The following is a 23805-nucleotide window of genomic DNA, read 5'->3' as shown; positions in this document are numbered from 1 at the left end:
CTGTGCCGCTGAAATATTCTTAGGGTCTGCGGAATCTTTGAGACCTTTGCATGGAGGCAAAGGCGGAAGACGGGTGTCAGGGAAGAAGAAAGGAAGACAAGAGACTGAAAGCGGAGGCATTATGAAGAAGAGAAGAGGAGTTGCAATTCTATTCTTGTGTCTGGCGATGTCGGGGGCGGCCCGTGCGGTCGAAATCATTAATATTGACATCAATAATTACGGCAATGACAGTGCCTATTCGGGTCCCGGGGCCGCGACAGGCCGTACGGACTGGATTCCCTTCTACGGCGGCTGGGGGATTGCCGTGGGCTCTCAGCGTTCGGCGAATCTGGTCAATCAGGGAGCCGGTGCCGCCGCCAGCACGTATGCCGAGCAGATTTGGATCGGCGATGACGGCCGCGGACACGGCTATATCACCGGTGCCGGCAGCGGTCTGATGGACGACGGGTTTGTCAACACAGGCGGAGCCGGCGGACTGAACGACCCGAATATCGCCTTTATGGGCGAAGGAGCCTACGGCGGAACGTTTGACCTGATTGTGTACGGAAGCCAGGCAGGGACCTTTACGCTGGCGGACGGCAATGACATTCTGGCCAGCAAGTCCGTTACGGGCGGGGTGCCGTCGGGCTTTGTCGAAGGCGGCAACTATGTAGTGTTTCAGAATGTGACGCTGGGCCAACCGAATATGATTCGGCTGTACTATACGAACGTCATCAACGGCCTTCAGCTTGTCAGCCGAAAGACACCCGTGACGATTGAGCCCTCTTCCGACCCAAATGACAATCTGATAGACGCCCGCAATTATGATGTGGCGTTTGATACGAATGCCCGGGGCGGCGAAATCACGATTTATGGGCCGGATTTGGGCAACTATGTCCATTATCTGGACACGGGCGAATATATGATTTATGACCTGTATGTTCCGCAGGGATCACAGGGCAAATATCTGCTGTCGGCGGATTTTGTGACGTACTGGGGAGCGGCGGGCCTGAATCTGTATCTGGACAACAAACCTCTGGGCTCTCTGACACAAACTCAGCATCAGGAGGACTCGACCATATACCGGTCTCTGGAAGAGCTGCCGGTGAATCTGTTTGCAGGCACTCACGAACTGAAATGGGCCAATACGCAGCTGTACTTTGATGTGGTTCGGCTGCGTCTGACGTATGAGGGGCCGATTTCTCTGGATAACTGCAGCGATGTCTATCTGTATGAACTGGAACCGGCGGGCGACCTGAACCAGGACTGCCGAGTGGATTTGGAGGATTTGTCGGTTTTGGTCAACAACTGGCTGGTCAATTATGACCCTGAGGCGCAGTAAAACGGCGGAGTGTGACGGGAACCTTATTCGAAGAAGAGGAGATAACCGATGAGCAATCGAATGAAGACAGTTACGGCTTTTTGTGCGGTCTGGCTGATGCTGGCGGCCGCACCGACTTATGCGGTGGTAATCGGAGACTGGGAAGGAACACCGGACGGATGGATTGACTGGGGAAATAAGGAATCGGTCGATTCGGCCAACAATATGCCGTCGAAATATCAGTATGCAACGATTGGAGCCACCCGCGGCAGTCAAAGCTTGAAAGTGATACAGTCGGGGTGGGGGCAGAGTCTGTCGATTCAGCTGAACGCCGAGCAGCGTGCTGCGTTTATGGCGGGTGAGAAATTTTCGATTGATATGACGGTGGCGGCCAATGACGGAAGCATCACGGGCGGTTATACGCAGATTCACACCGTTTATATGAATGCACCGGGACCCGGCTTTACAGCCGTGGTGACGGACGCCCCGCTGAACTTTTACTGGTGGTCTGGCTCGCCGCAGCGGACCCAGACGCTTGTGGTGGATTATAAGGCGTTTCGAGACCAGATTACCAGCCCGGACTATATTGAGATTGTTTTGGCCCTGAATACGGGCGGCGGCGCCCCGCCGGAGATGTATTTTGACAATGCCCAGATTATTCTTCCGCAGACATATGAAGAACTGGTTCGGCAGGACAATCCGGTGCTGTATCTGAAGTTTGATAAAATCCCGCTGGCGGATTCGTCGCCGAACAACTACTGGGTGCAGCAGCGTCCCGGGGCAAGTCTGGCTGCCAACATCGGCATGGGGAATGCCATTTATCTGAACGGCACCTCCAGCGGCTGTGTGGCCGCCTCCAAAATCAATAATCCGAGCTGGGGCGGAACCTACGGGGACCAGTACTCTTTTGCCCCGGATGACATTACATTTGAGTTCTGGGCCAAGATTGAAATGATGGAACAGTACGGGATGTTCTTCCAGCAGATCGGCCCTTACACCCGAGAAGATTTTGCTCCGGGCTTTGGACAGGCGGGACCGGCCGCAAATACGCTGGGCAATCTTCGAATTCTGAATGGTACAACGGATGCCAACGATCTGGATTTCTGGTATCCGGGGACGGCGACCCCCTCTGACGGCGGATGGCACCATTATGTGGTGACTTACGACGAAGGGTACGGCGGCAATCCGGACCAGATGCAGATTCAGCTGTTCCTGGACGGGCAATTGGTCGGCTCCACGGTGGTTGGACGGACGGGTCTGCCGGCCCGGCTGGGACCGGAACAGGACCATTTGGTCATCGGCGGAGAAAACAACCGGGGATACATCTACAACGTTTTCAAGGGGTGGATGGATGAGTTTGCCATCTATGCCGGTGTGCTCAGTTCAGAGCGCGTAGCGGCTCACTATGCCCAGGGTCGGCTGGAAATCGAGCCGCAGAACTGCGAGCAGGTCTTCCAGCGGGGTCAGGGATTGGCGGGCGACTTCAACCGCGACTGTATGATTGACCTGAATGACTTTGTGTATATTGCTCAGTCGTGGCTGGTGTGCAATGACCCGCAGCTGTTCGGGTCGGACCCGCTCTGTGAGCCGACGTGGTAAACCGAAAGAAAAACGGGAGCCGGTCTTAACGGGCCGGCTCCTTTTCCGAGCGTGTCGAAGTGTGTGAGATGCAGTAGAACCGAGCCCTGAGGCGCAGGGCAAAAGAGAACGAGAACAAGAAACTTTTGGAGGAAGGAAAAATGAACAAGTGGATTGGATTGGCGCTGGCAGGCCTTTTGCTGGTGAGTATACAGGCCCCGGCCCTGGTCATCGGCAACTGGGAATCGATGCCCAACAGCGGGGACGGCTGGATTGACTGGGGACAGGGACAGGTTCCGATTGAAACGCTGCCGGCCAAATACAGCGCCAGCACCATCGGTGCAACGCTGGGCAGCCAGAGTCTCCGCGTGGACCAGTCGGGCTGGGCGCAGGCCCTTTCGATCAAACTGAACGCGGCCCAGCGTGCGGCGTTTATGAGCAGCTCGACATTCTCAATTGATATGACGGTGCGGGCCAATGACGGAACCATCTCGGGCGGATACACCCAGATTTATATGGTGTATATGAATGCCCAGGGTGCCGGGTGGCAGTCGGTAACCGGGACCACACCGCTGAATTTCTACTGGTGGCCCGGCTCCCCGCAGCGGACCCAGACGCTCAGCGTGGACTACAGTGCGTATCGGGCTCAGGTTACGCCGAATCCCGGATGGGTTGAAATCATTCTGGCCCTGAATACCGGCGGCGGCGCTCCGACGGATATGTATTTTGACAACGCTCAGCTGACCGGCGTTCCGGAACCGGCTACGCTGGCCCTGCTGGCAACGGGTGCCCTGCTGAGCATTCGGAAGCAGAAATAAGCAGTTCGAGATTTCGAACAGAACGGCGGCCCGGACAAAGCGGGAGGGCCGAATTCCGGGCCGCCGCCTTTGAACAAAAGGCCCTGCAAGCGGGCCGATGAAAAAATCTATACGGTACCAAACGAAGAGACAGAGAGAGAAGAGAACGATTATGAAAACCAAAAAGGCCTTTACATTAATTGAGCTGCTGGTGGTCATTGCCATCATCGGACTGCTGCTGGCCATCATAGTGCCTGCCCTCCGGCGAGCGAAAGAGTACGGGATGCGTGTTCTGTGCAGCAACAACCTGAAATCCATCGGGACGGCCAACCAAGTGTACGCGAACGAGTACAAAGGGGCATATGTGCCGCTGTGCTACAAGACCTCCCCGACCAGCGCCTGGCGCGTAGACTGGATTCGCAATGACGGGTTTCGGGCGATTCTGGATGTGGAGAGTCTGCGGAGCAGTGAGGAGCCCCGGTATTACGGGATTCCGAGGAAACTGATGTGCCCGGCGGACAAAATCAGCAAGAATCTGGCCAATGTGAGCAGTCAGGGAGTTTTAACCAGTTATGCGATGAATTCGACCGAATGGGGCGGCTTTGACTACATCAACAATCCGTCGTACAACTTGTATATAGGCCACACCATCCGGACGATGACCCTGCCGGCGGAACGGCTGGCATTCATTGACGGGATTGACTGGTGGACCCACTGGTATTCCGCAGATCCTGCCAGAGGGTGGAACCTGGCCGGTCAATTGTCCATTGATGAATACAAGAGCCAGTACAATCTGCATGGTCCGGTGATTTACCGTCACAGCGAAGGGGCCAATGTCGCTTTTTATGACGGCCATGTAGAGTCCTTCCGCAAAGAAGATTTGTTTGTCCGGGAAGATTATGAGAAAAAGCCCCAGCGGCCGGGAATGTGGGTGATGAACCTGCCGTTGTTTTATGAACGCAATCCCGGGTCAAAGTGAGCCGGCACCCCTAACCCGCCGGGAGGCCTGTTCGGGCGGCCGAGTCTCTTTGACGGTATCGTATGGTGAAATGCTGAGGGCCTGTGAAAAACAGGCCCCTTTTTTTGACATCAGGAGCCCGAAAGAATGCAAAGAAGGGAAAAAACAGTGTTTTGGCTTGCAGTCATCGGATGGATGCTGACAGCCTCCTGCAGCCGGGCGGACGACGGCAGCCGATTGTGGCTGCGGTATGACCCGCTCGAGGAGCCGCTGCGCACTCAATATCAGCAGCGGGTTCGGGAACTGGTGATTCCTTCGACCGATGTGTTCGGTGCCGTTCGGGAGGAACTGCTGGAGGGGTTGGGAGGGCTGCTGGGAGAAAAACCGTCTGTTCGTGAATCTGTTTCGCAAAACGGGGCTGTATGGATAGGGACGGCTCAAACGCTCCGGACGGATTCCTGCCCTGTCGATTTGTCCGAATTGCAGGAACTGGGGGAGGAAGGGTTCCTTATCCGTTCCGTCAAAATAGACTCCAAGGATGTGATTGTGATTGCGGGCAATACGGAACGAGGCGCTTTATACGGGGGGTTTTGTTTTCTGCGGCTTCTGCAGACCGGCCGGCCGATTGACAATCTGTCTATCCGGGAAAAACCGCGGATAGCCCGCCGCCTTCTGAATCACTGGGACAATCTGGACGGCAGCGTCGAGCGCGGCTACGCCGGACGCTCTATCTGGAAATGGCAGGACCTTCCGGAACGGATAGACCCGCGGTACAAGGTGTATGCCAGAGCCAACGCCTCTATCGGGATTAACGGGGCCGTACTGAACAACGTGAACGCTCAGCCGCAAATTTTGTCTGAAGCATATCTGAAAAAAACGGCGGCGATTGCCCAGGTGCTCCGTCCGTACGGCATCCGAGTCTATTTGAGCGTCAAGTTTACCTCTCCGATGGAACTGGGAGGGCTTGGAACGTGCGACCCGCTGGAGCCGGCTGTACGGGACTGGTGGAAGGAAAAAGCCAAAGAAATCTATGCCCTGATTCCGGACTTTGGAGGATTCCTGGTCAAGGCGTATTCAGAAGGACAGCCCGGACCGCAGATGTACGGGCGAACCCATGCGGACGGTGCCAATCTGCTTGCGGAGGCGCTGGCACCGTTCCATGGGATTGTGATGTGGCGCTCGTTTGTGTACGACCTGACGATTGATGAAGACCGGGCCAAATGCGCGTATCTGGAGTTTGTGCCGCTGGACGGACAATTTGCTCCGAATGTGCTGGTCCAGACCAAGAACGGTCCCGTGGATTTCCAGCCGCGCGAGCCATTTAACCCGCTTTTTGGAGCGATGCCGAAAACGCCGCTGATGCTTGAACTTCAGATTACGCAGGAATACACAGGCCAGGCCAAGCATCTGGTCTATCTGGGGCCGCAGTGGAAAGAGGTTCTGGAGGCCGACACCTATGCCTACGGTCCGGGAACCACAGTCGGCAGGATTGTGGACGGCTCGGCGGAGGGACATACGCTCAGCGGAATCGCCGGCGTGTCGGGCATCGGGACGGATGCCAACTGGACGGGACATCCCTTCTCGCAGGCCAACTGGTATGCGTTCGGCCGGCTGGCCTGGGATTATACGCTCTCGGCGGAGACAATCGCCCGGGAGTGGATCCAGATGACCCTGACGCGCGGCCCAAAGGCGGTCAACGTCATTGCTGAAATGATGGCGGGCTCGTGGGAGGCCTGTGTGGATTATATGACGCCGCTGGGACTGGCACACCTGATGGCGGAAGGCCACCACTACGGACCGGCCCCCGATTACGTGCATCCCGTGCGGCATGACTGGAGCTCCACCTATTATCACCGGGCCTCCAAAACCGGAATCGGTTTTGACCGAAGCTCCAAAGGAAGCAATGCCGTCAGCCAATATCATCCGCCGCTGCGGGAACTCCTCGATGACCCGAAAACCTGTCCGGAAAAATATCTGCTGTGGTTTCATCATCTGCCCTGGGACCGGCGGATGAGTTCCGGACGGACGCTCTGGGAGGAGATGCAGGCCCGCTATCAGCGCGGTGTGGAATACGTGGAACGGATGCAGCGGACCTGGAAAACGCTGGAAGGCAAAATCGACCGGACGATTTTCGATGAAGTGAACCGCCGGCTGGCCCTGCAGGCAGACAACGCCCGGCAGTGGCGGGATGTCTGCTTAAACTATTTCGGACAATTTCCAGACGCATCCATTGAAAAAAAGAACGCACAACAGTAAATTCATAGAGCCGAGAACAACACAGGAGACTTTTATGGAAAATGGAGTGAAAAAACTTTCAATCGGTGAGAAAATCGGCTACGGTCTGGGCGATGCGGCTTCCAACCTTTTTTTCCAGATTTTCATCATTTATCTATCCTATTTTTATACAGACGTCTTCGGGATTCCCGCGGCGGCGCTGGGAACAATGATGCTGGTGACTCGAATCTGGGACGCCGTGAATGACCCGATTATGGGGATGATTGCCGACCGGACGAATTCGCGATGGGGAAAATTCCGCCCGTGGCTGCTCTGGTGTGCGGTGCCGTTCGGGGTGCTGGGGGTATTGATGTTTACCACGCCGAATCTGGGACCGACGGGCAAACTGATTTGGGCATATGTAACCTATACGGCAATGACGATGATTTATACAGCCATCAATGTGCCGTACTCCGCTCTGATGGGGGTCATCACGCCGGACTCAATGGACCGCACGGTGGTGTCCTCCTTCCGGTTTGCCCTGGCCTTTGTGGGCACCTTCAGCGTTCAGCTGCTTCTGACAAGGATGGTGCGGTTCTTCGGCCAAGGCAATGAAACCGTCGGATGGCAATGGGCGGCGGTCGTTTTCTCCTGCGCAGCCGTCCTTTTATTCCTGGTCACCTTCACCACAACGCGGGAACGAGTGCAGCCGCCCAAAGGGAAAAATCCGATTCTTCGTGATTTAAAAGATTTGCTGACCAATCTCCCCTGGCTCCTGATCGGCGGAGCAACCGTCTTTCAGCTGGCCTTTATCGTCATGCGCGGCAGCTGCATACCCTACTTCTTTAAATACTATATTCAGGACAGAGAAATCAGTCTGTTCGGAATGACCAAAATCATTCCCCATGACGACCTGTCTTCTTACTACCTGATGGCCGGCACGGTATTCACGCTGGCGGGGGCGGTCCTGTCCAAATGGTTCAGCCTGCGGCTGGGCAAACCGCAGGCCTATTTATTCTTTTTAACCCTCTGCGGTCTGTCCACAGCCGCCGTTTATTTTCTGGATCGGGATAACCTCGGTCTGCTGCTGGTCCTGCAGCTGATTGCCTCCTTTTCCGTCGGACCGGTCTCCGTTCTGCAATGGGCGATTTATACGGATACCGCCGATTATTCGGAGTGGAAGAACGGCCGGCGTGCGACGGCTTTGATTATGGCCGCCTCGCTTTTTGCCTTGAAGATGGGAGTAGCTATCGGCGGAGCCCTGCTGGCCTGGATTCTGGCGGCCTACGGGTACAACGCAGAAAATGCGGAACAAACCCCGACAGCCCTGACAGGCATTCGGATGAGCATGAGTCTTTATCCGTCGGTTTTCGCCTTTCTTGGGGCAGCCCTGATGCTCTTTTACCCGCTGAGCAACCAGCGGATGAAGCAGATTGAAAGCGACCTGATCGCACGTCGAAAACAATATGAAAGCCGATCGATTCAGTAACATTGTGCAATGGAAAGGAATCAGCCAATGAAGCAGGTGAAATGGGGTATTCTTTTTGCGGCAGCGATTCTGTTTGTTCAAACCGGCCGTTCTGCGGAAAAGGAAGAGCCGGCCCTCAAAGATGTTTTTGAAGGCCGATTCCGGGTGGGTGCGTCTCTGAATGCGGACCAGATACACGGGAAGATCCCATCGGAAACAGCGCTGGTGGTCAAACACTTCAATACGATTACGGCAGAAAACGCGATGAAATGGGAAAGCATTCATCCGAAACCGGAGGAATACACATTCGAGACGGCGGATGCGTTTGTGGAGTTTGGGCAGAAAAGCAAGATGTTTATTGTGGGCCATACCCTCGTCTGGCACAGCCAGACCCCGCGATGGGTCTTTCAAAACGCCGAAGGCGGTCCGGCGGGCAGACAGATGCTCCTGCAGCGGATGAAGGAGCATATCGAAACCGTAGTCGGCCGCTACAAAGGCCGTGTCCACGCCTGGGATGTGGTCAATGAGGCCATCGAGGCGGACGGCAGTCTGCGCAAGAGCCCGTGGCTGCAAATCATCGGCCCGGATTATATCGCCAGGGCCTTCGAGTTTGCCCATGCCGCCGACCCGGAGGCGGAACTGTATTACAATGATTATGACGAGTGGAAGCCCGGCAAGCGGCAAGCCATCGTCAGTCTGGTCAATGAACTGCGGGAGAAAGGAATTCGGATCGACGGGATCGGGATGCAGGGGCATTGGGGGCTGGATTATCCGGAGCTGGAAGAAGCCGAGAAAAGCATCGAAACCTTTGCCGCCCTCGGACTGAAGGTGATGATTACGGAATTGGATGTGACGGTACTCCCGCACGCCAGCCGACAAACCGGAGCGGATATTTCCCAGAATTACGAACTCCGCAAAGAACTGAACCCGTGGCCGGACGGTCTGCCCGATGAAATGCAGGAAAAACTGGCCAAACGGTATGCAGATATTTTCGCCCTGTTCTGCAAACACGCGGACAAAATCGACCGGGTGACCTTCTGGAACGTCCATGACGGCAACTCCTGGAGAAACAACTGGCCGGTGCGCGGACGGTCCGATTATCCGCTTCTGTTTGACCGGCAGGGAAAACCCAAGCCGGCCTTTTACGCTGTCGTAAAGGCGGCCGAGGAGCGCAAATAACCGGACGAAACGCCCGGCATTAAACCCGAAAACGCCTCATTTATAGGGGGGTAGTAAGCAGCGAAAAACTTCGTCCGAACAGGGGAAACATTTGACAAAAAGCCATCCTCTGACGGATAATTGATTTCAGAGAGAAGGGAATTTGGAACGTGAAAAACCCTTCAAAAGGGATTTTCACAAGGGAGATTTTTTTTGACTTTAACAATGGTTAAACTGGAGAAAGAACAGATAAAATGAAAACCGCATCCAAGAGCAAACCCTCTTATCTAAATCCCTCTCTTCCTGTGGAAAAACGGGTTCAAGACCTTCTCTCGCGAATGACCCTCGAAGAAAAAGTGGCCCAGATGCTTTGCGTCTGGAATGAGAAAAAAACTACTCTGCTGAACGAAAAAGGGGAATTTGACCCGGAGAAGGCCAAAGCCGGTTATCGAGAAGGTTTTGGTCTGGGCCAGGTCGGACGTCCGAGCGATGCCGGAGGCGGAACAACCCCGCGGCAGACCGCGGAGCTGACCAACGCCATCCAGAAATTTTTCATCGAGAACAGCCGGTTGGGGATTCCGGTGTTTTTCCATGAAGAATGTCTGCACGGGCATGCGGCACCGGAAGCCACCAGTTTTCCGCAGCCGATCGGGCTGGCGTCCACGTTTGACCCGGAACTGGCCGAGCGGCTGTATGCAATGACGGCGTATGAAGCCCGGGTGCGGGGAACGCATCAGGCCCTCACTCCGGTGGTGGATGTGGCACGAGACCCGCGCTGGGGACGCGTGGAGGAAACCTTCGGGGAAGACCCTTATCTGGCGGCGTGTATGGGGGCGGCGGCGGTGCGGGGATTTCAGGGCGACCGAAACTTCAAGGACAAAAAACATCTGATTGCCACACTCAAGCACTTCGCCGCCCACGGCCAGCCGGAGTCGGGCACCAACTGCGCACCGGTCAATGTCTCAATGCGCATCCTGCGGGAGGTGTTTTTGTACCCGTTCAAAAAATGCGTAGAGGCGGGGGTTGTGAGCGTGATGGCCTCCTACAACGAAATCGACGGCGTGCCCTCTCACGCCAACCGATGGCTGCTGCGGGAGGTGCTGCGGAAAGAATGGGGATTTAAAGGATATGTGGTTTCCGACTATTACGCCGTTCGGGAACTGTATGACCGCCCCGGACTCTTCGGTCATCATGTAGCAGCCAGTCAAAAAGATGCCGCGGTGCTGGCGGCCAAAGCGGGCGTCAATATCGAACTGCCGGAGCCGGACTGCTATCCGCATCTGGTTGCAGCGGTCCGCGAAGGGCTGATTGAGGAATCGGTGCTGGATGAGCTGATTGCCCCGATGCTCGAATGGAAGTTTCGGATGGGACTTTTTGAAGACCCGTACGTGGACCCGGACGAAGCCGAAAAAGTCGTGGGGTGCCAGGCCCATGCGCAGCTGGCCCTGGAGGCGGCCCGCAAGACGATTACACTCCTGAAAAACGAAGGCGGCCTTGCTCCGCTGGATTTAAAGAAAATCCGGACGATTGCCGTCATCGGGCCGAATGCGGACCGCGTTCTGTTGGGCGGATACAGCAGCACACCCAAACATTTTGTTACGGTTCTGCAGGGCATCCGGGACTATGTCGGCCGACAGGCCGATGTGCTCTATCACGAAGGATGCAAGATTACAGTCGGCGGGTCCTGGGCGCAGGACGAAGTGGTGCTCAGCGACCCGGCCGAAGACCGCAAGTCAATTGCCGAGGCGGTCCAGGTCGCCCGGCGTGCCGATGTCGTCATTTTGGCCGTCGGCGGCAATGAGCAGACCTCCCGCGAGGCCTATGAAAAGAACCATCTGGGCGACCGGGCCAGTCTGGAGATGGTCGGTCTGCAGGATGAGCTGGTTAACGCACTGGCGGAAACCGGCAAGCCCATCATCGCCCTGCTGTTCAACGGCCGGCCGTTGTCCGTCCGCAATCTGGCCGCCAAGGTGCCGGTGATTTTTGAGTGCTGGTATCTGGGGCAGGAGGCCGGCCGGGCCGCTGCCGAAGTCCTGTTCGGACAGGTCAATCCGAGCGGAAAACTGCCGATTACGTTTCCGCGGTCGGTAGGACATATTCCGGCCTACTACAACTACAAGCCGTCCGCCCGCCGCGGGTATCTGTTCGATGAAATCAGCCCGCTGTTTGCGTTCGGCTACGGGCTCAGCTATACGACATTCCGATTCGAGAATCTGCGTCTGGAGAAAAGCACCATTCGGCCCGACCAGTCCACGCGTGTTCTGGTTGATGTGACCAACACCGGCAAACGTGCCGGAGACGAAGTCGTCCAGATGTACATCCGGGACTGCGTCAGTTCCGTCACGCGGCCGGTCAAGGAGCTGAAAGGATTCAAACGCATTACCCTGCAGCCTGGACAGACCCAAACCGTCGCCCTGCCGATTGAGCCGGAGCATCTGGCGTTTTACGACATCCAGATGAACTACACGGTTGAACCGGGCGAGTTTGAAATCATGGTGGGCAGCTCCTCCCGAGATGAAGACCTGCAGAAGGTAATTCTGACGGTTCAGAAATAATCGAAAAACAGCGCGCCAAACAGAAGGGAAGGGAGATACTCTATGCGGGCACGATGCGTTTTGTGGGGCTGGCTGCTCTGGACGGGGACAGTTTTTGCGGCGGATATCCCGCACCTGCGGCGAGTCGGAGAGCATCTTCATCTGTTCGTTGAAAACAAGCCGTTTCTGATGCTGGCCGGAGAGGTCGGCAATTCAGCGGCGACAGAGCTGTCCTATCTGGAACCCGCCTGGCCGCGATTCAGACAAATGCAGATGAACACCGTGCTGGTGCCGGTGTACTGGGACCTGATAGAACCGGAGGAGGGGCGCTTCGATTTTTCGCAGGTGGACGGCCTGATTGAACAGGCACGGGCCCACCAAATGCGGCTGGTGCTGCTGTGGTTTGGGACCTGGAAAAACAGCATGTCCTGCTATGCGCCGGCGTGGGTCAAGCAGGATTGGCGGCGGTTCGAGCGTGTGCGGCTCAAAGACGGGCGGACCCTGGAAATCTTGTCGGCCTTCTGCCCGGAGAATCTGCGGGCGGATACGGCGGCGTTCCGGGCCCTGATGCGGCACCTTCGCCAGATTGATGAAAAACAGCAGACCGTTCTGATGGTACAGGTGGAAAACGAAGTCGGAATGCTGGAGGATGCGAGGGAATGGGGCCGGGCGGCCAATGAGGCCTTTGCCGGACCTGTGCCGACGGAGTTAATGGACTATCTGACCAGCCGAAAAGAGACGCTGCATCCGTTCCTGCGGGCCCTTTGGGCCAAACAGGGTTTTCGCACCGGCGGCACCTGGCAGCAGGTTTTCGGCAAAGGGCTCCAAACGGATGAGATTTTTACGGCCTGGCACTGCGGGCGTTATGTGCAGGCAGCTGCGGCGGCGGGCAAGGCAGAGTATCCGCTGCCGATGTTTGTCAATGCGGCCCTGAATCGTCCGGATAAAAAGCCGGGCGAATACCCCAGCGGAGGCCCCCTGCCGCATCTGATGGACATCTGGAAAGCAGCAGCCAAAGACATTGATTTTCTGGCACCGGATATTTATTTCCCCAATATCGCATTCTGGTGCGAACAGTACGCCCGAACGGATAATCCGCTTTTTATTCCGGAAATTCGCAAAGGACCGGACTGCGGTGTGCAGGTGTTTTATGCCGTCGGGAAACACCGGGCCATCGGCTTTAGCCCCTTTGCCATCGATACGGCCGATGAGAAGACGGCGGCGGCCCTCGGACAGGCGTATGCGATTCTGGGGGGACTGTTTGGGGAACTTACATCCTCCAAAGAACCGCCGGCGATGTACGGGGTGCTTTTGGATAAGGAAAAACCCGCAGACAATGTCCAATTGGGCAAATACCGCATTCACATTCGCCATGATTACACCTGGGGCTGGTCCGGCGGAGACCCAAAGGCCTATTCATGGCCGCAGGCGGGCGGTCTGATTGCCCAGGCAGGTCCGGATATATTTTGGGCCGCCGGCCAGGGAATTATCCTCACCTTTCAATCCGCCAATCCAAATGAAAACGTCGGGATTTTATGGATAGAAGAAGGACAGTTCCGCAGCGGACAGTGGGTGCGGACACGCCGGCTCAGCGGCGATGAAAGCCATCAGGGCCGTCACGTCCGTCTGCCGATGGGCGAATACGGCGTGCAGCGGTTCCGCCTGTATTGTTATCAATAAGACAGCCGGAGCCATCCGGCGGAAAACTCCGCCAGTTCGGTCATGTCAATCCGGCAGTCGCTGTTGAGGTCCAGACGCCCGCAGTCTTCCGCCAGCCAGGATTCGAGAAAAACCGACAGGTCATCGAGATTGACCGTAAGGTCCCAATTGAAATCACCGTAGAGTCAGTCCCTCGGAATACCCTGCACAATAAAGCCGAGGACGGCTTGCCGGTTGACACTCGAATGAGTCAAGGCAGGGGTTTCATCTGCGGTCCGGCCGGCGGTTTTATAGGCGACCACACCATCAGCGGAAGAAATGGTCAATTCAACGGCCTTGAGAAAACCGTTTTCAGGGGTGTAAGTGCCCGTATTGCCGCAGGCCCCGACGGCGACAACCAAATCCCCCGCTTCGGCATAGAGAGGGGCCGTGGAGACCGTGGCGGTTGTGCCGCTGTTGACGGCTTTGAAGGAAACGGGCGAGGTCGGATGGACATTGGATAAAAAGGCAGAGGCATATCCGACACTGCTTGGGGTAACATTCCAGGTTGGAACAAACGTACTGGAGGAGGCCGCGGCAATGCCGGCTTCATTAAGAATAAAGGCGGCCGCATAAATTCGTGTGGTTGTTCCGTGCTCCCGTTCGGCAATTTTGAGCATCGGGACACCGCCGTACGTCACAGAAGAGAGCGAAAGGGATGCACTTGCTTCGGCGTGGGCGGTAAAGACCAGAAGGCGATTGGAGCCGGCCGTCGCCGTATGGGACAGACCGCTTTGCCAATTGCTGAGGATTTGAACGGGAAGACGGGGATTTTCGGTTATCACAGAGATCTGCGAAGACCACTCTGTTTCATTCTGTGCGGCGGCGCTGTCGCGGGCTTTGAATCGGAAAACATATTCCGAAGCCGGAGAGAGCCACCTGATACTGTAAGCGGGTGAGGTCTGCCAGCCGCTGGACAAAGAGGGCTCGGTCAGGCATTCGAAATAGTACTCCACCGGCGGATTGTCATCCATACAGGAAACGGCGGTCATCGCCAGGCGGGTTGGTCCTTCGGCCGTCGGCGGAAGCTGCCAGGCCGGCTGCGGAGACGGAGGCATCAGATCGTATTCGAAGGAGGCATAAAGGGTATAATCGCCATCTACAGTAACTGTGGTGGAAGCGGCGAAAGGATTCGCAACTTTGCCGGCATCGACGGCTGTGCCGGTCCACTGAACAAACCGCCAGGAGGCGTCTGCGGAGGCGGCAATCGAAAGAACCGTTCCATTGTAATAGGTAAAGTTTCCTTCTCCCGGTGCGGATACAGCCCCGCCGTCGGAAGAGGAAACCGTCAAGGTTCGCAGCGGGCCTGTGTAGCCGGTCAGGGCCAGTGTCGTGACGGATTTGGGCGGGACAGAGAGCGGCCCGCCGGTATAAGCGCCGAGGTTGACACAATTTTCCGTCTGCGAAGTCCGATAGATAGTTCCGCCGTTGACGGTAAAATCAGAAAATGCAAGAGACGCATTTACCGTAATGCTGTCGCTGGTGTTAATCAGAACAGCGGTCAGGTTCTGGCCGTCAGGGCTGATGTAGGCGGAAACACGAAGCAGCGGCGAATTCGAAGATGCTCCAATCCGCTGCCAGCCGGAATGAATAAAGCCGGAAAAGTGCTTAAAACCCCAGTAGTCCGAGTTGATGGTATAGGTGGAAGTGGAGTTGAGCGTAATCAGCCCGCCTTCAGAGCCCCAGAATAAATCCCAATACAGATAGGCGCTGACCTGCTCAACAGTCAAAGCATTGTGCATAAGCAAAGCAATATTGTAAGCGTCGGGCCAGCTGCCGGTGGCCTTTTCGTATTCCGTCTGAAAAAGCGGCTTGGTGCCCCATTGAGTCCGGAAGTTCTGCATCGCCGTCAGATAGGCATCGGGATTATCGCCGGCATTGATGTTGTAAAGATGATGTGCATACCCGTACACCTGGTCCTGATTGAACAAAGCCGAGATGTAGGCCGAAGGGCTGCTGCCGGCGGCGCCGTACAAACCGGTGGTCTCCGGAGCCAGCATCTTAGGCATGGCCGTGCCGAAGCGGGCATACAGTTTATTGTAAACGGCCTGAAAGGCCTTGTTGTAGCCGGCATAGGTTGAGGTTTCGCTCGGTTCATACCGGCAGGTATCCCAGGAGGCCGTCCAGTCCGGTTCATTCTGGATGCTGAGATAATCAATATTCACTCCCAGATTATTCCAGGCGGTGATGCTGTCGGCAAACCAGTCGGCCAGCTGGTCATAGGCATAATTGGAGGGGCCGCCGATGAGGGTGCCGCCGTTGGCGGTATCTCCATTGCTTTTGAGGTAGGCCGGCGGCGACCAGCAGGAAAGCAGGACTTTCAGGGGACGGCCGAGGGCGGCCTGACCGGCGGCGATAATTTGGGCCGAACGGCTCATATAGTCCGCACCGCCGGATTGATCATAGGTATTGCGAACCCGGTAGATATCCAGCCCGAGGTCGCGGAACAGGAGGTTATACAGGGTCGTCTTTTGAGTATGTCCGGTGAGCATCCCTTCATACCAGGCGCCGGCAGCCCCAAATCCCTCAATCATTTGATAGCGGGCCGCCGGCGATATCTGGAGGGAGGCATCATCGCCGGCCGTCGGACCGTAAACGGAGGCATCATCCACATACAAATCCACTCCAGAGGCGGGACCTTCGAAATAGACCCACAATTCCGTGAGCGTGCCGGTGACGGTAACGGTGTAATTGCCGGACAGATAGACCCAGCCGGTGTCGTTTGCCGTACCGCTTGCCACATTGGTATAGGTTGTCCCGTTCCCGTCTGTTTTTTGGACGGAAACTTTGACCGTAGAACCGGCGGTACTGACGCGGACGTAGCCGGAAATCTGATAGGTCTGCCCCACAACTACTTTATCCATCAGGGTTTGCTGGATGCCCTGCCAGGTTGCTGTCCGCCCCGTTGCGCGGGCACTGTAGGTGCCGGTGCGGACCGGGGATGTGACGGCACTGATAGTGCAGCTTCGGGCTGCCCAGCCGGTGGTACCGCTTTCAAATCCGGGATTGGTCAGCACGTTGGCATCGGCCCAAAGCAGCGATGAAAAACTAAGGAAAAAGGCGGTCAGAAAAAGAATTTGTTTAGGGCGCATTATATTCATCTCCTCTTTTCAGATGGCAGCAGGGATACAGCAGAATACCCGACAATAAAAAACGGGAATAGAAATATGGAACGCAGGTAGGCAATTTTTCCCATCTCTCTTCTCCCGGAACTTTTTACTGAATCGAACGGCTGCCCCCGACGGCCTCCCCATGGTTCTGTTCAGTAAACGTTTACTTTATCATTATCTATTTTTCGGCACGTTCTGTCAAGTCCAAAAGCCGAAAAGAACGATAAAATCCTTTAATTTCCGAAAAAAACGATTCATTTTTGTCCAACTGCCCTTTTCGGCGGTATTACTGAAGGAGGAAACGTCAAAATGCAGGAAAACGAGTCAAAACAAACGATGTCAAACACCCAAAAACCCAAAGAAGAATTGTTTTTTCAACTGTTTATGACATATCAGAGGAATTTTTACGCCTATATCCTTTCCTCTGTCCATAACTACACGGATGCAAACGATTTACTGCAGGAAACCGCCGCCGTAATGTGGAGAAAATTTGACGAATTTCAACAGGGAAGCAGTTTTTTAGCCTGGGGAATCACAATCGCGCAAAATTTGGTTTTAAAATTCTTCAACGAACATAAACGGTCCAGAATCCAGTTTGATGACGCCCTGCTCAAGGACCTGGCCGACACCACCCTGGATGAAATGAAAGACGCAAATGCTCTGACTGAGGCCCTGCGAGACTGCTTTCAGAAACTAAACGAAACAAACCAAAAACTGCTTCGACTCCGTTATCAGGACGGAATGACGATTAAGGCCATTGCCAGCATGCTGGGCAAACCGGTTTTCGGGATGTACAAGGCCTTTGCCCGCCTTCAGGATGCCCTTCAGGTCTGCATTGAAAATACGCTTCGGCGGGAAGGAGCAGTCGAATGAACCAATCCATTCGAAAAGAACTGGCTGAACTGATTCAAATGGAGCTGGACGGAACGCTGACCGACGAGCAGTTCAACCGGCTCTGCTTTCTCCTGAAAAGCTATCCGGAAGCGCGGCGGTATTACGGACGCACGATTTCCATTATTGCCATCTTTCACGAGCCCGGCGGGATTCAGCCGGCGCACACCGAAACGATGACAGACCCGTCCGGCAGCTCGCTCGATGCGGCCTTCTGGAGAGAACTGGCCCTGAACGAACAAACCGCCGCCCCCGTTCCGATTGAGAAAATGGAGAAACCAGCGGATATTCCCCCTGCCGCCGGCCGAGCCGCAGGTCCTCCTTACAGGGTCAGCCGGCTTTCCTTGTATTCCCTGCTCGTTTCCTCCGCCGCACTGATTCTGCTGATTTCTTACGCCCTGCTCGGGCCTGCCGGACGCGGCGTGGAAGTGGCCACACTGACAGAAACCCTGAATGTCCGCTGGGCTTCCCCGGAGCGGGGGCTTCGCGAGGGAATGCGTCTGAGCACGCAGTCTAAACCGCTGCGGCTGGCGGAAGGAATCGCCGTAATTCAGTTCGACAACGGAAGCCGAGCAGTGCTGGAAGGTCCCGCCGACTTTACCCTTCTGACTGACGACCAGATTCAGCTTCGCACCGGCCGGCTGTTTGCCTCCGTCCCCAAAACAGCCGTCGGGTTTACCGTCAGTACGCCCTTTTCAAAAATTATTGATTTGGGTACGGAGTTCGGCATCAAAGCCGACCCGGACGGAATGGAAGTGCATGTGATGGCCGGAAAAACTATGATGATTTCAGGACCGGCCAAAGAATCCAAGAATCAATATGAAATCAGGGAAGGCTTTGCCAAAGCCGTAAACGCCGCCGGTGACGTGCTGGATATTGCCCTGAAAAAAGAGGCCTTTGTGCGGCGTGTGAATCCGCAGACGCAGTTTGTCTGGAGAGGACAAAACGTCAATCTGGCGGATATCGTCGGCGGCGGCAGCGGATTCGGAACCGGACGGATTGAAGCCGGGATTGACCCGCTGAACGGACAGAAAGTGGAAAAAATCACTCCCCGCTACAGCATCAAGGGCAGCGGACGGTATGAACTCGTTCCGTGGAATCCCTTTGTGGACGGCGTTTTTGTGCCTGACCCGAGCTCCAAACCCGTCGTTGTCAGTTCCCGGGGCGATGTTTTCGAGGAGTGCCCGGCAACCAATGGGGAGTTCTGGACGGAAATTACCAACGGCGGGCAATTGTCCGACCCGGTAGAATTGTCCAGTCCGCAGTTTCGGCTGGACGGGCAGGTGTACGGAACGGCGGATAAACCGGCTATTTTCATGCACGCCAATCTGGGAATTACCTTTGATCTGGAAGCCATCCGCCGAACGCTTGCGAATCTGAAAATCAGCCGCTTTACAGCCCTGGCGGGCATCAGCGAAAACGGGCCGCGGCGAAGTCCCTATGCCGACTTCTGGGTGCTGGTGGACGGACAGGTTCGATTCTGCCGGCGCGGAGCGGACGGAACAGAAATTTATTCGATTGACGTGGACCTGAAAGAAAGCGACCGGTTCCTGACACTGGCGGTTACCGACGGCGGCCGCGAAAAATGCCTCTGGATTGACGGTCAGCCCTACGTGCTGGACGGAGACTGGGGGCTGTTTGCACTGCCCCAGCTGCATCTGCGGGCGGAATAATAACAACATACAATGCTCGAAAAGCGTGTGAAGTGTGGAGTGTGTGATAGAGCTAAGGAAAAACAAAGAATTTTTTTGGAGGAATGGACAGATGAAAACAACATGGAAACTGGTTTTCTGCACACTCATCCTTGCCCTGACGGCCGTCGTTTGGGCGGATGAGCACAACTTCTGGATTCAGGGCAATCAGGGCTCGTGGAATAATCCGGCCAACTGGTCCAGAGGGGTGGTTCCGGATACGCTTCCGGCCGGCGACGGCGGCGGCAAGTGTGTCGGATTTGCCGGCAGCACATCCGTGGCCAATGTAGGCGTGGGAGAGCTGGCGGAATTCGGCAACAGTGCTTTTTGGTCGGACTTCTGGGGCCCGGAGTGGGGCGCAACGCTGAACATCAACGGCGGAACGTTTATTCATCGCGGTTTTGTAGCGGCTCCAATCGGTGCGGCGGATGCACCGTCCAACATCAATGTTTCCAACGGCGGATACTTCGAGGTCGGAGAACTGGCGCTGGGCGACAACTGGTGGTTCTGGACTGCTCCGTATGCGAATCTGAATGTGTATGATACGAGCACAGCCAGAGCCCGCGGCTGGATGTGGCTGGGCGGCCGGGTCAACCTGTATGACAATGCTGTTCTGACTATCGGCGGGCTGGTGAATATGGCGGCCCACGGAAGCCCGTATGCCCGCATTGACATCTGGAACAATGCTATGATGCTCATTCAGGGGTCTGCCGCAGGACGGGACCCCTACCAGGAAGCCCTCAGCTGGATTACCAGCGGTCAATTGGTGGCCTTCGGCGGCGCCGGACAGGTTGTTGTCTCACAAACCCCCAACGGCGTTCAGATTACGGCAATGATTCCCGAACCGGCAACAATGCTTCTGCTGGGGCTGGGCGGACTGACGATGCTCCGCAAAAGAGGATAAGGATAATTGAACTCAAAGGGTGCCGGTGCCTTCAGTCGGCATCGGCCCCTTTTTGCTGGACTCAGGAGGATATCCAATAGGGACGTAAAGCAGTTTCTGCTTTTCAGGCGGCAGAGCCAGAAGAACAGATAAAGGCAAAAACAGAAAAACTGGATTCCCGCCTGCGCGGGAATGACACAAGCCCGCATTGACGGGAATGACAGGACTAAAATTGAAGAGAACGGTATTACTGAAAAGCTGCTGAAAATCGGAAAGATTAGAACCATTTTTGGAGGACGCAGTTATGAAAAGCTTCATTTCCTTTTTCCTTCTGTCGGCCGTGCTGGTGATGCCGGCGCTGGCAGCGGACACCAACTGGACGGGAGCGGCCGGCGACGGGCTGTGGGTCACGCCGGGCAACTGGTCCAACGGCGTACCGCCGACCAACCCGACGGTAACCGGAAACATCAATATCGGCTACATAGCCGCTTCTCCCTCGGTTACCATTCGGGCGCAGGACAATATTGTCTGCGGCAGCACCACCGTGCGTCCCACCGACCTGCATGGGCCGAACTGGGGCGCCACCCTGAACATTAACGGCGGGTCGCTCACCCATCTGGGGTTTGTGATGGCCCCGGTTGCCACCAGCGAAGCTACCCGTTCGGTCATCAACATCCGCAACGGCGGACGGCTCAGCGTGGTCAACCTCTGCCTGGGCGACAACTGGTGGTTCGTCGCACCGTATGTGACGATGAACGTGTACGACAGCAGCACCGTCACCGTCAGCGATTATCTGTGGCTGGGCGGCTTTCTGAACCTCTACAGCGGCACAATCGATATTACCAACGGAATGAATATGGCGGCCAACACCGCCGGACGAGGGCTGACCTGTCTGGATATCTGGGACGGGACTTTGATTCTTCGGGGACAGAACCAAAGTGCGAATATCCCGACGTGGATTGCCAACGGATACCTGAAGGCCTACGGAACTACACCGGGCAGCCGCGGAGGCGGGACGATTGTCGTTGATACGCAAACAATTCCGGGCGGAATGATCCTGACGGCGATTCCGCCGCTTTGTGCCCGGGACCCCAATCCCCTGCCGCAGAACGTGGACGGGTCCGTCGGAACGCTGATTAATCCGACCCAGACACAGGTGCAGCTGAACTGGAAGGCGGGCGTTGACCCCAACGACGTTTATCCGGTCAATCCGAAGATTCGGATGCACTATATCTGGGTGGGGGAAAGCGAAACATCCCTCAGTCTGGCGGGACAAGTGCCCCATACCGATTGGAACAACCCGGATGTTTCTTACACGATTACGCTGGCGGAAGGACGCAAGTATTACTGGAGCATCGAAGAAGGACTGGACAACGGCACAGGAAATGCCAATCCGTCGGGTGATCCCAATAATATTTTGGGGCCGATTTGGTCGTTTACCGCCAAGGGTACAACGCCTCTGATTCTGGTTGACCCTGTGAATACGGTCGCTTCACCGAATGCGGTCCTTTCCATTGTCGCCAACGACGTCGCCAATACGTATCAGTGGTTTAAGGTGAGCACTCCGGACATTCCGCTGACAGACAACAGCGTTTATTCAGGCACAACAACCACCACGCTGACGATTACGGCCCCCACCGTCGCCCACGAAGGACAATATTACTGCATTGCCTACAACGGTCTGACTCCGTCGGCTCCTTCGAAAGCAGCCTGGGTGTGGACAAAACGGCTGATGGGACACTGGAAGTTTGACGGCAGTCTGCTGGATTCTGTTTCGGCCAGTGTGCCCGGCGCTCCGGCGCATCACGGAACGATGGCCGGCGGCGGAACCGGCCTTGACACCTACGGAGCGGGCATCAACGGCAATGCCATCGTATTTGCCAACACGGCGGATTATGTGCAAATTGAGAATCCGGAATTCTTCAACTTCTATCCGCTCGGCTTTACCATCAGCTTCTGGTATAAGGAAAACAGCGCGGTCGGCTGGCGGCTTCCGGTTTCCAAACTGGATGCAGGTACAGCGGGCTGGCTGTTCGGTGTGGACAAGGCCTGGCGGAATCAGGCGGTCTTTTTCTTTGATTCGAACAACGACCCGGCCTACTGGGCGGACGGCAATCCGAACATTGCTTTGGACGACGGCCAGTGGCATATGATTACAGCTGTTTATAATCCGCAGACAACGTCCTACACCATTTACACCGACGGCGACAACAACGAGACGATTGCCCTGGACATTTCGGGGGCTCCGCCGGCGGCGGCTCCGCTTTCCATCGGCGGACGGGCTACAGAACAATCGATTGACGGGGCTATTGACGACGTGCGGATTTACAGTTATCCTCTGACACCGGTTCAAATCGCCCAGTTATATGTGGATTTTGAACCGAGCAAGTTCGTGTGCATGGAAGACGAGGAAGACCCGCTGACGGCGTTTGATTTGAACGGTGACTGCCAGGTGGATTTGGCCGATTTCGCCCTGTTCGCTGCTCAATGGCTTGAATGTCAGCGTTATCCGCAATCCGCCTGCAATTGATTTGGATTGCAGGGCGGTAAACCCCAACCACACACTCCGGCTTCACGCAGCCGGAGTGTGTTTTTTTGTTCATACCGAAACCACCGCCGGCAGGGTTCGAACCGGCGTCTGCCGGACGGCCCGAGCAAAATCGGCCTCTTCTTCGAGGGATTCAAATCCGATGGTGACGGCATCCACACAGTCCAGATTGAACACAAAGTCAATGGTTTCCGCGCGTTTTTCGGGACTGTTCCGGAAGGCCCCTTCGCCGATAAGTTTCATTCCGATGACGCCTTTGCCGTTTTCATGCGCCTGCCGAAGAACCGGAACCACAGCATCCGGCGAGCCGTCCATCTGGACACCAAACGGATTGATGCGGGCGTGAATCGATTCAACCCACGGATGCGAAGCGGCGGCGGACAAAGCCGGCAGCGAATGACAGGAAACACCGTGCGCCCGCAGGAGACCTTTCTCCTTCAGACGCACCAGCACCTCCATTTGCTTTTCATACCGCGACAGCCAGTCCGGCTCAACCAGGCAATGAAGCAGAAGCAAATCAATATAATCCGTTCGAAGCTCCTGCAAAAATCGATGCACGACCTGCTCCGTATCCGTCGGCCGTCCTTCCGGAAGTCCTCTGGGCCGAAGCCAGATCTTGGAAACCAGAACATACCGGTCCCGCGGAACCCCCCGGAGGGCCTCGGCCAGATAGGAATGGCTGCCGTACAGGTCTGCCGCATCGAACCACGAAATCCCCCGGTCCAGACAGGTGCGGACCAGTTCGGTAAATTTCTCCTGTCCAAGCCGGGTTTGGTTGGACATCCGGCCGGAAGCCCGCATTCCCGTTCCCAGACCGACGCGGGACAGCCGGATAGGCGTGCGGCCCAGCCGCACCTTTTCATACGGATTCCAGAATGCCGCAGGGGAATGTTTCTCGCCTCGGCGGCAGCCGAGCAGAATAGCGCCCAATCCCCATAAAGTCTGTTTCAGGAATGTACGTCTTGCGATTCTCATAC

The 23805-nt window shown here is 56.0% G+C and carries 15 protein-coding genes; 13 read left to right on the top strand and 2 right to left on the bottom strand.

Going from position 1 to position 23805, the window contains the following annotated elements:
• Window positions 1–121: 121 nt before the first annotated feature.
• From PKY88_06825 to PKY88_06785, 9 genes are all read left to right on the top strand, one after another.
• Entirely contained in the window at window positions 122–1321 is a 1200-nt protein-coding gene (locus PKY88_06825; protein ID HOQ04910.1) for a hypothetical protein, read from the top strand.
• Between the two features lie 48 nt (window positions 1322–1369).
• Entirely contained in the window at window positions 1370–2899 is a 1530-nt protein-coding gene (locus tag PKY88_06820; GenBank protein HOQ04909.1) for a LamG domain-containing protein, read from the top strand.
• A 140-nt stretch (window positions 2900–3039) separates the two neighbouring features.
• Window positions 3040–3696, top strand: a complete 657-nt coding sequence (locus PKY88_06815; protein HOQ04908.1) for a PEP-CTERM sorting domain-containing protein — start codon at window positions 3040–3042, stop codon at window positions 3694–3696.
• A gap of 151 nt (window positions 3697–3847) precedes the next feature.
• Entirely contained in the window at window positions 3848–4654 is an 807-nt protein-coding gene (locus tag PKY88_06810; GenBank protein HOQ04907.1) for a prepilin-type N-terminal cleavage/methylation domain-containing protein, read from the top strand.
• A gap of 147 nt (window positions 4655–4801) precedes the next feature.
• Window positions 4802–6889, top strand: coding sequence for an alpha-glucuronidase family glycosyl hydrolase (locus PKY88_06805; GenBank protein HOQ04906.1), 2088 nt, complete (start codon window positions 4802–4804; stop codon window positions 6887–6889).
• A 34-nt stretch (window positions 6890–6923) separates the two neighbouring features.
• The gene (locus PKY88_06800) at window positions 6924–8336 is read left to right on the top strand and encodes an MFS transporter (protein HOQ04905.1); all 1413 of its coding nucleotides are present in this window, start codon (window positions 6924–6926) and stop codon (window positions 8334–8336) included.
• A 27-nt stretch (window positions 8337–8363) separates the two neighbouring features.
• Window positions 8364–9494, top strand: a complete 1131-nt coding sequence (locus tag PKY88_06795) for an endo-1,4-beta-xylanase (GenBank protein ID HOQ04904.1) — start codon at window positions 8364–8366, stop codon at window positions 9492–9494.
• 233 nt (window positions 9495–9727) lie between these two features.
• Window positions 9728–12028, top strand: coding sequence for a glycoside hydrolase family 3 N-terminal domain-containing protein (locus PKY88_06790; protein HOQ04903.1), 2301 nt, complete (start codon window positions 9728–9730; stop codon window positions 12026–12028).
• A 42-nt stretch (window positions 12029–12070) separates the two neighbouring features.
• Entirely contained in the window at window positions 12071–13687 is a 1617-nt protein-coding gene (locus tag PKY88_06785) for a DUF5597 domain-containing protein (protein HOQ04902.1), read from the top strand.
• Window positions 13688–13851: 164 nt separating this feature from the next.
• Here the strand turns inward: PKY88_06785 and PKY88_06780 are convergent, their stop codons facing one another.
• Window positions 13852–16797 carry a carbohydrate binding domain-containing protein gene (locus tag PKY88_06780; GenBank protein ID HOQ04901.1) on the bottom strand — a complete coding sequence of 982 codons (2946 nt, stop codon included), beginning with the start codon at window positions 16795–16797 and terminating at the stop codon, window positions 13852–13854.
• Window positions 16798–17124: 327 nt separating this feature from the next.
• Here PKY88_06780 and PKY88_06775 point away from each other — a divergent pair, with 327 nt between their 5' ends.
• The 4 genes from PKY88_06775 to PKY88_06760 all read left to right on the top strand — a co-directional run bounded on the left by PKY88_06775 (window position 17125) and on the right by PKY88_06760 (window position 22810).
• The gene (locus PKY88_06775; GenBank protein HOQ04900.1) at window positions 17125–17688 is read left to right on the top strand and encodes a sigma-70 family RNA polymerase sigma factor; all 564 of its coding nucleotides are present in this window, start codon (window positions 17125–17127) and stop codon (window positions 17686–17688) included.
• Window positions 17685–19379: a FecR domain-containing protein gene (locus PKY88_06770; protein ID HOQ04899.1), complete on the top strand. Its 1695-nt coding sequence runs from the start codon at window positions 17685–17687 to the stop codon at window positions 19377–19379. Before PKY88_06775 ends, PKY88_06770 begins: the two co-directional genes overlap by 4 nt.
• Window positions 19380–19470: 91 nt before the next feature.
• Window positions 19471–20301 (top strand): PEP-CTERM sorting domain-containing protein, encoded by an 831-nt coding sequence (locus PKY88_06765; GenBank protein HOQ04898.1) that lies wholly within the window; start codon window positions 19471–19473, stop codon window positions 20299–20301.
• Between the two features lie 283 nt (window positions 20302–20584).
• Complete coding sequence (locus tag PKY88_06760; protein ID HOQ04897.1) at window positions 20585–22810, top strand: LamG domain-containing protein; 2226 nt, start codon at window positions 20585–20587, stop codon at window positions 22808–22810.
• 69 nt (window positions 22811–22879) lie between these two features.
• Here the strand turns inward: PKY88_06760 and PKY88_06755 are convergent, their stop codons facing one another.
• Window positions 22880–23803: an aldo/keto reductase gene (locus tag PKY88_06755; protein HOQ04896.1), complete on the bottom strand. Its 924-nt coding sequence runs from the start codon at window positions 23801–23803 to the stop codon at window positions 22880–22882.
• Window positions 23804–23805 lie beyond the last annotated feature (2 nt).

The organism is Anaerohalosphaeraceae bacterium, assembly GCA_035378985.1.
GTDB lineage: Bacteria > Planctomycetota > Phycisphaerae > Sedimentisphaerales > Anaerohalosphaeraceae > JAHDQI01.
Note: the sequence above shows the minus strand (reverse complement) of the source record. Positions and strands in the feature narration are given on the sequence as shown.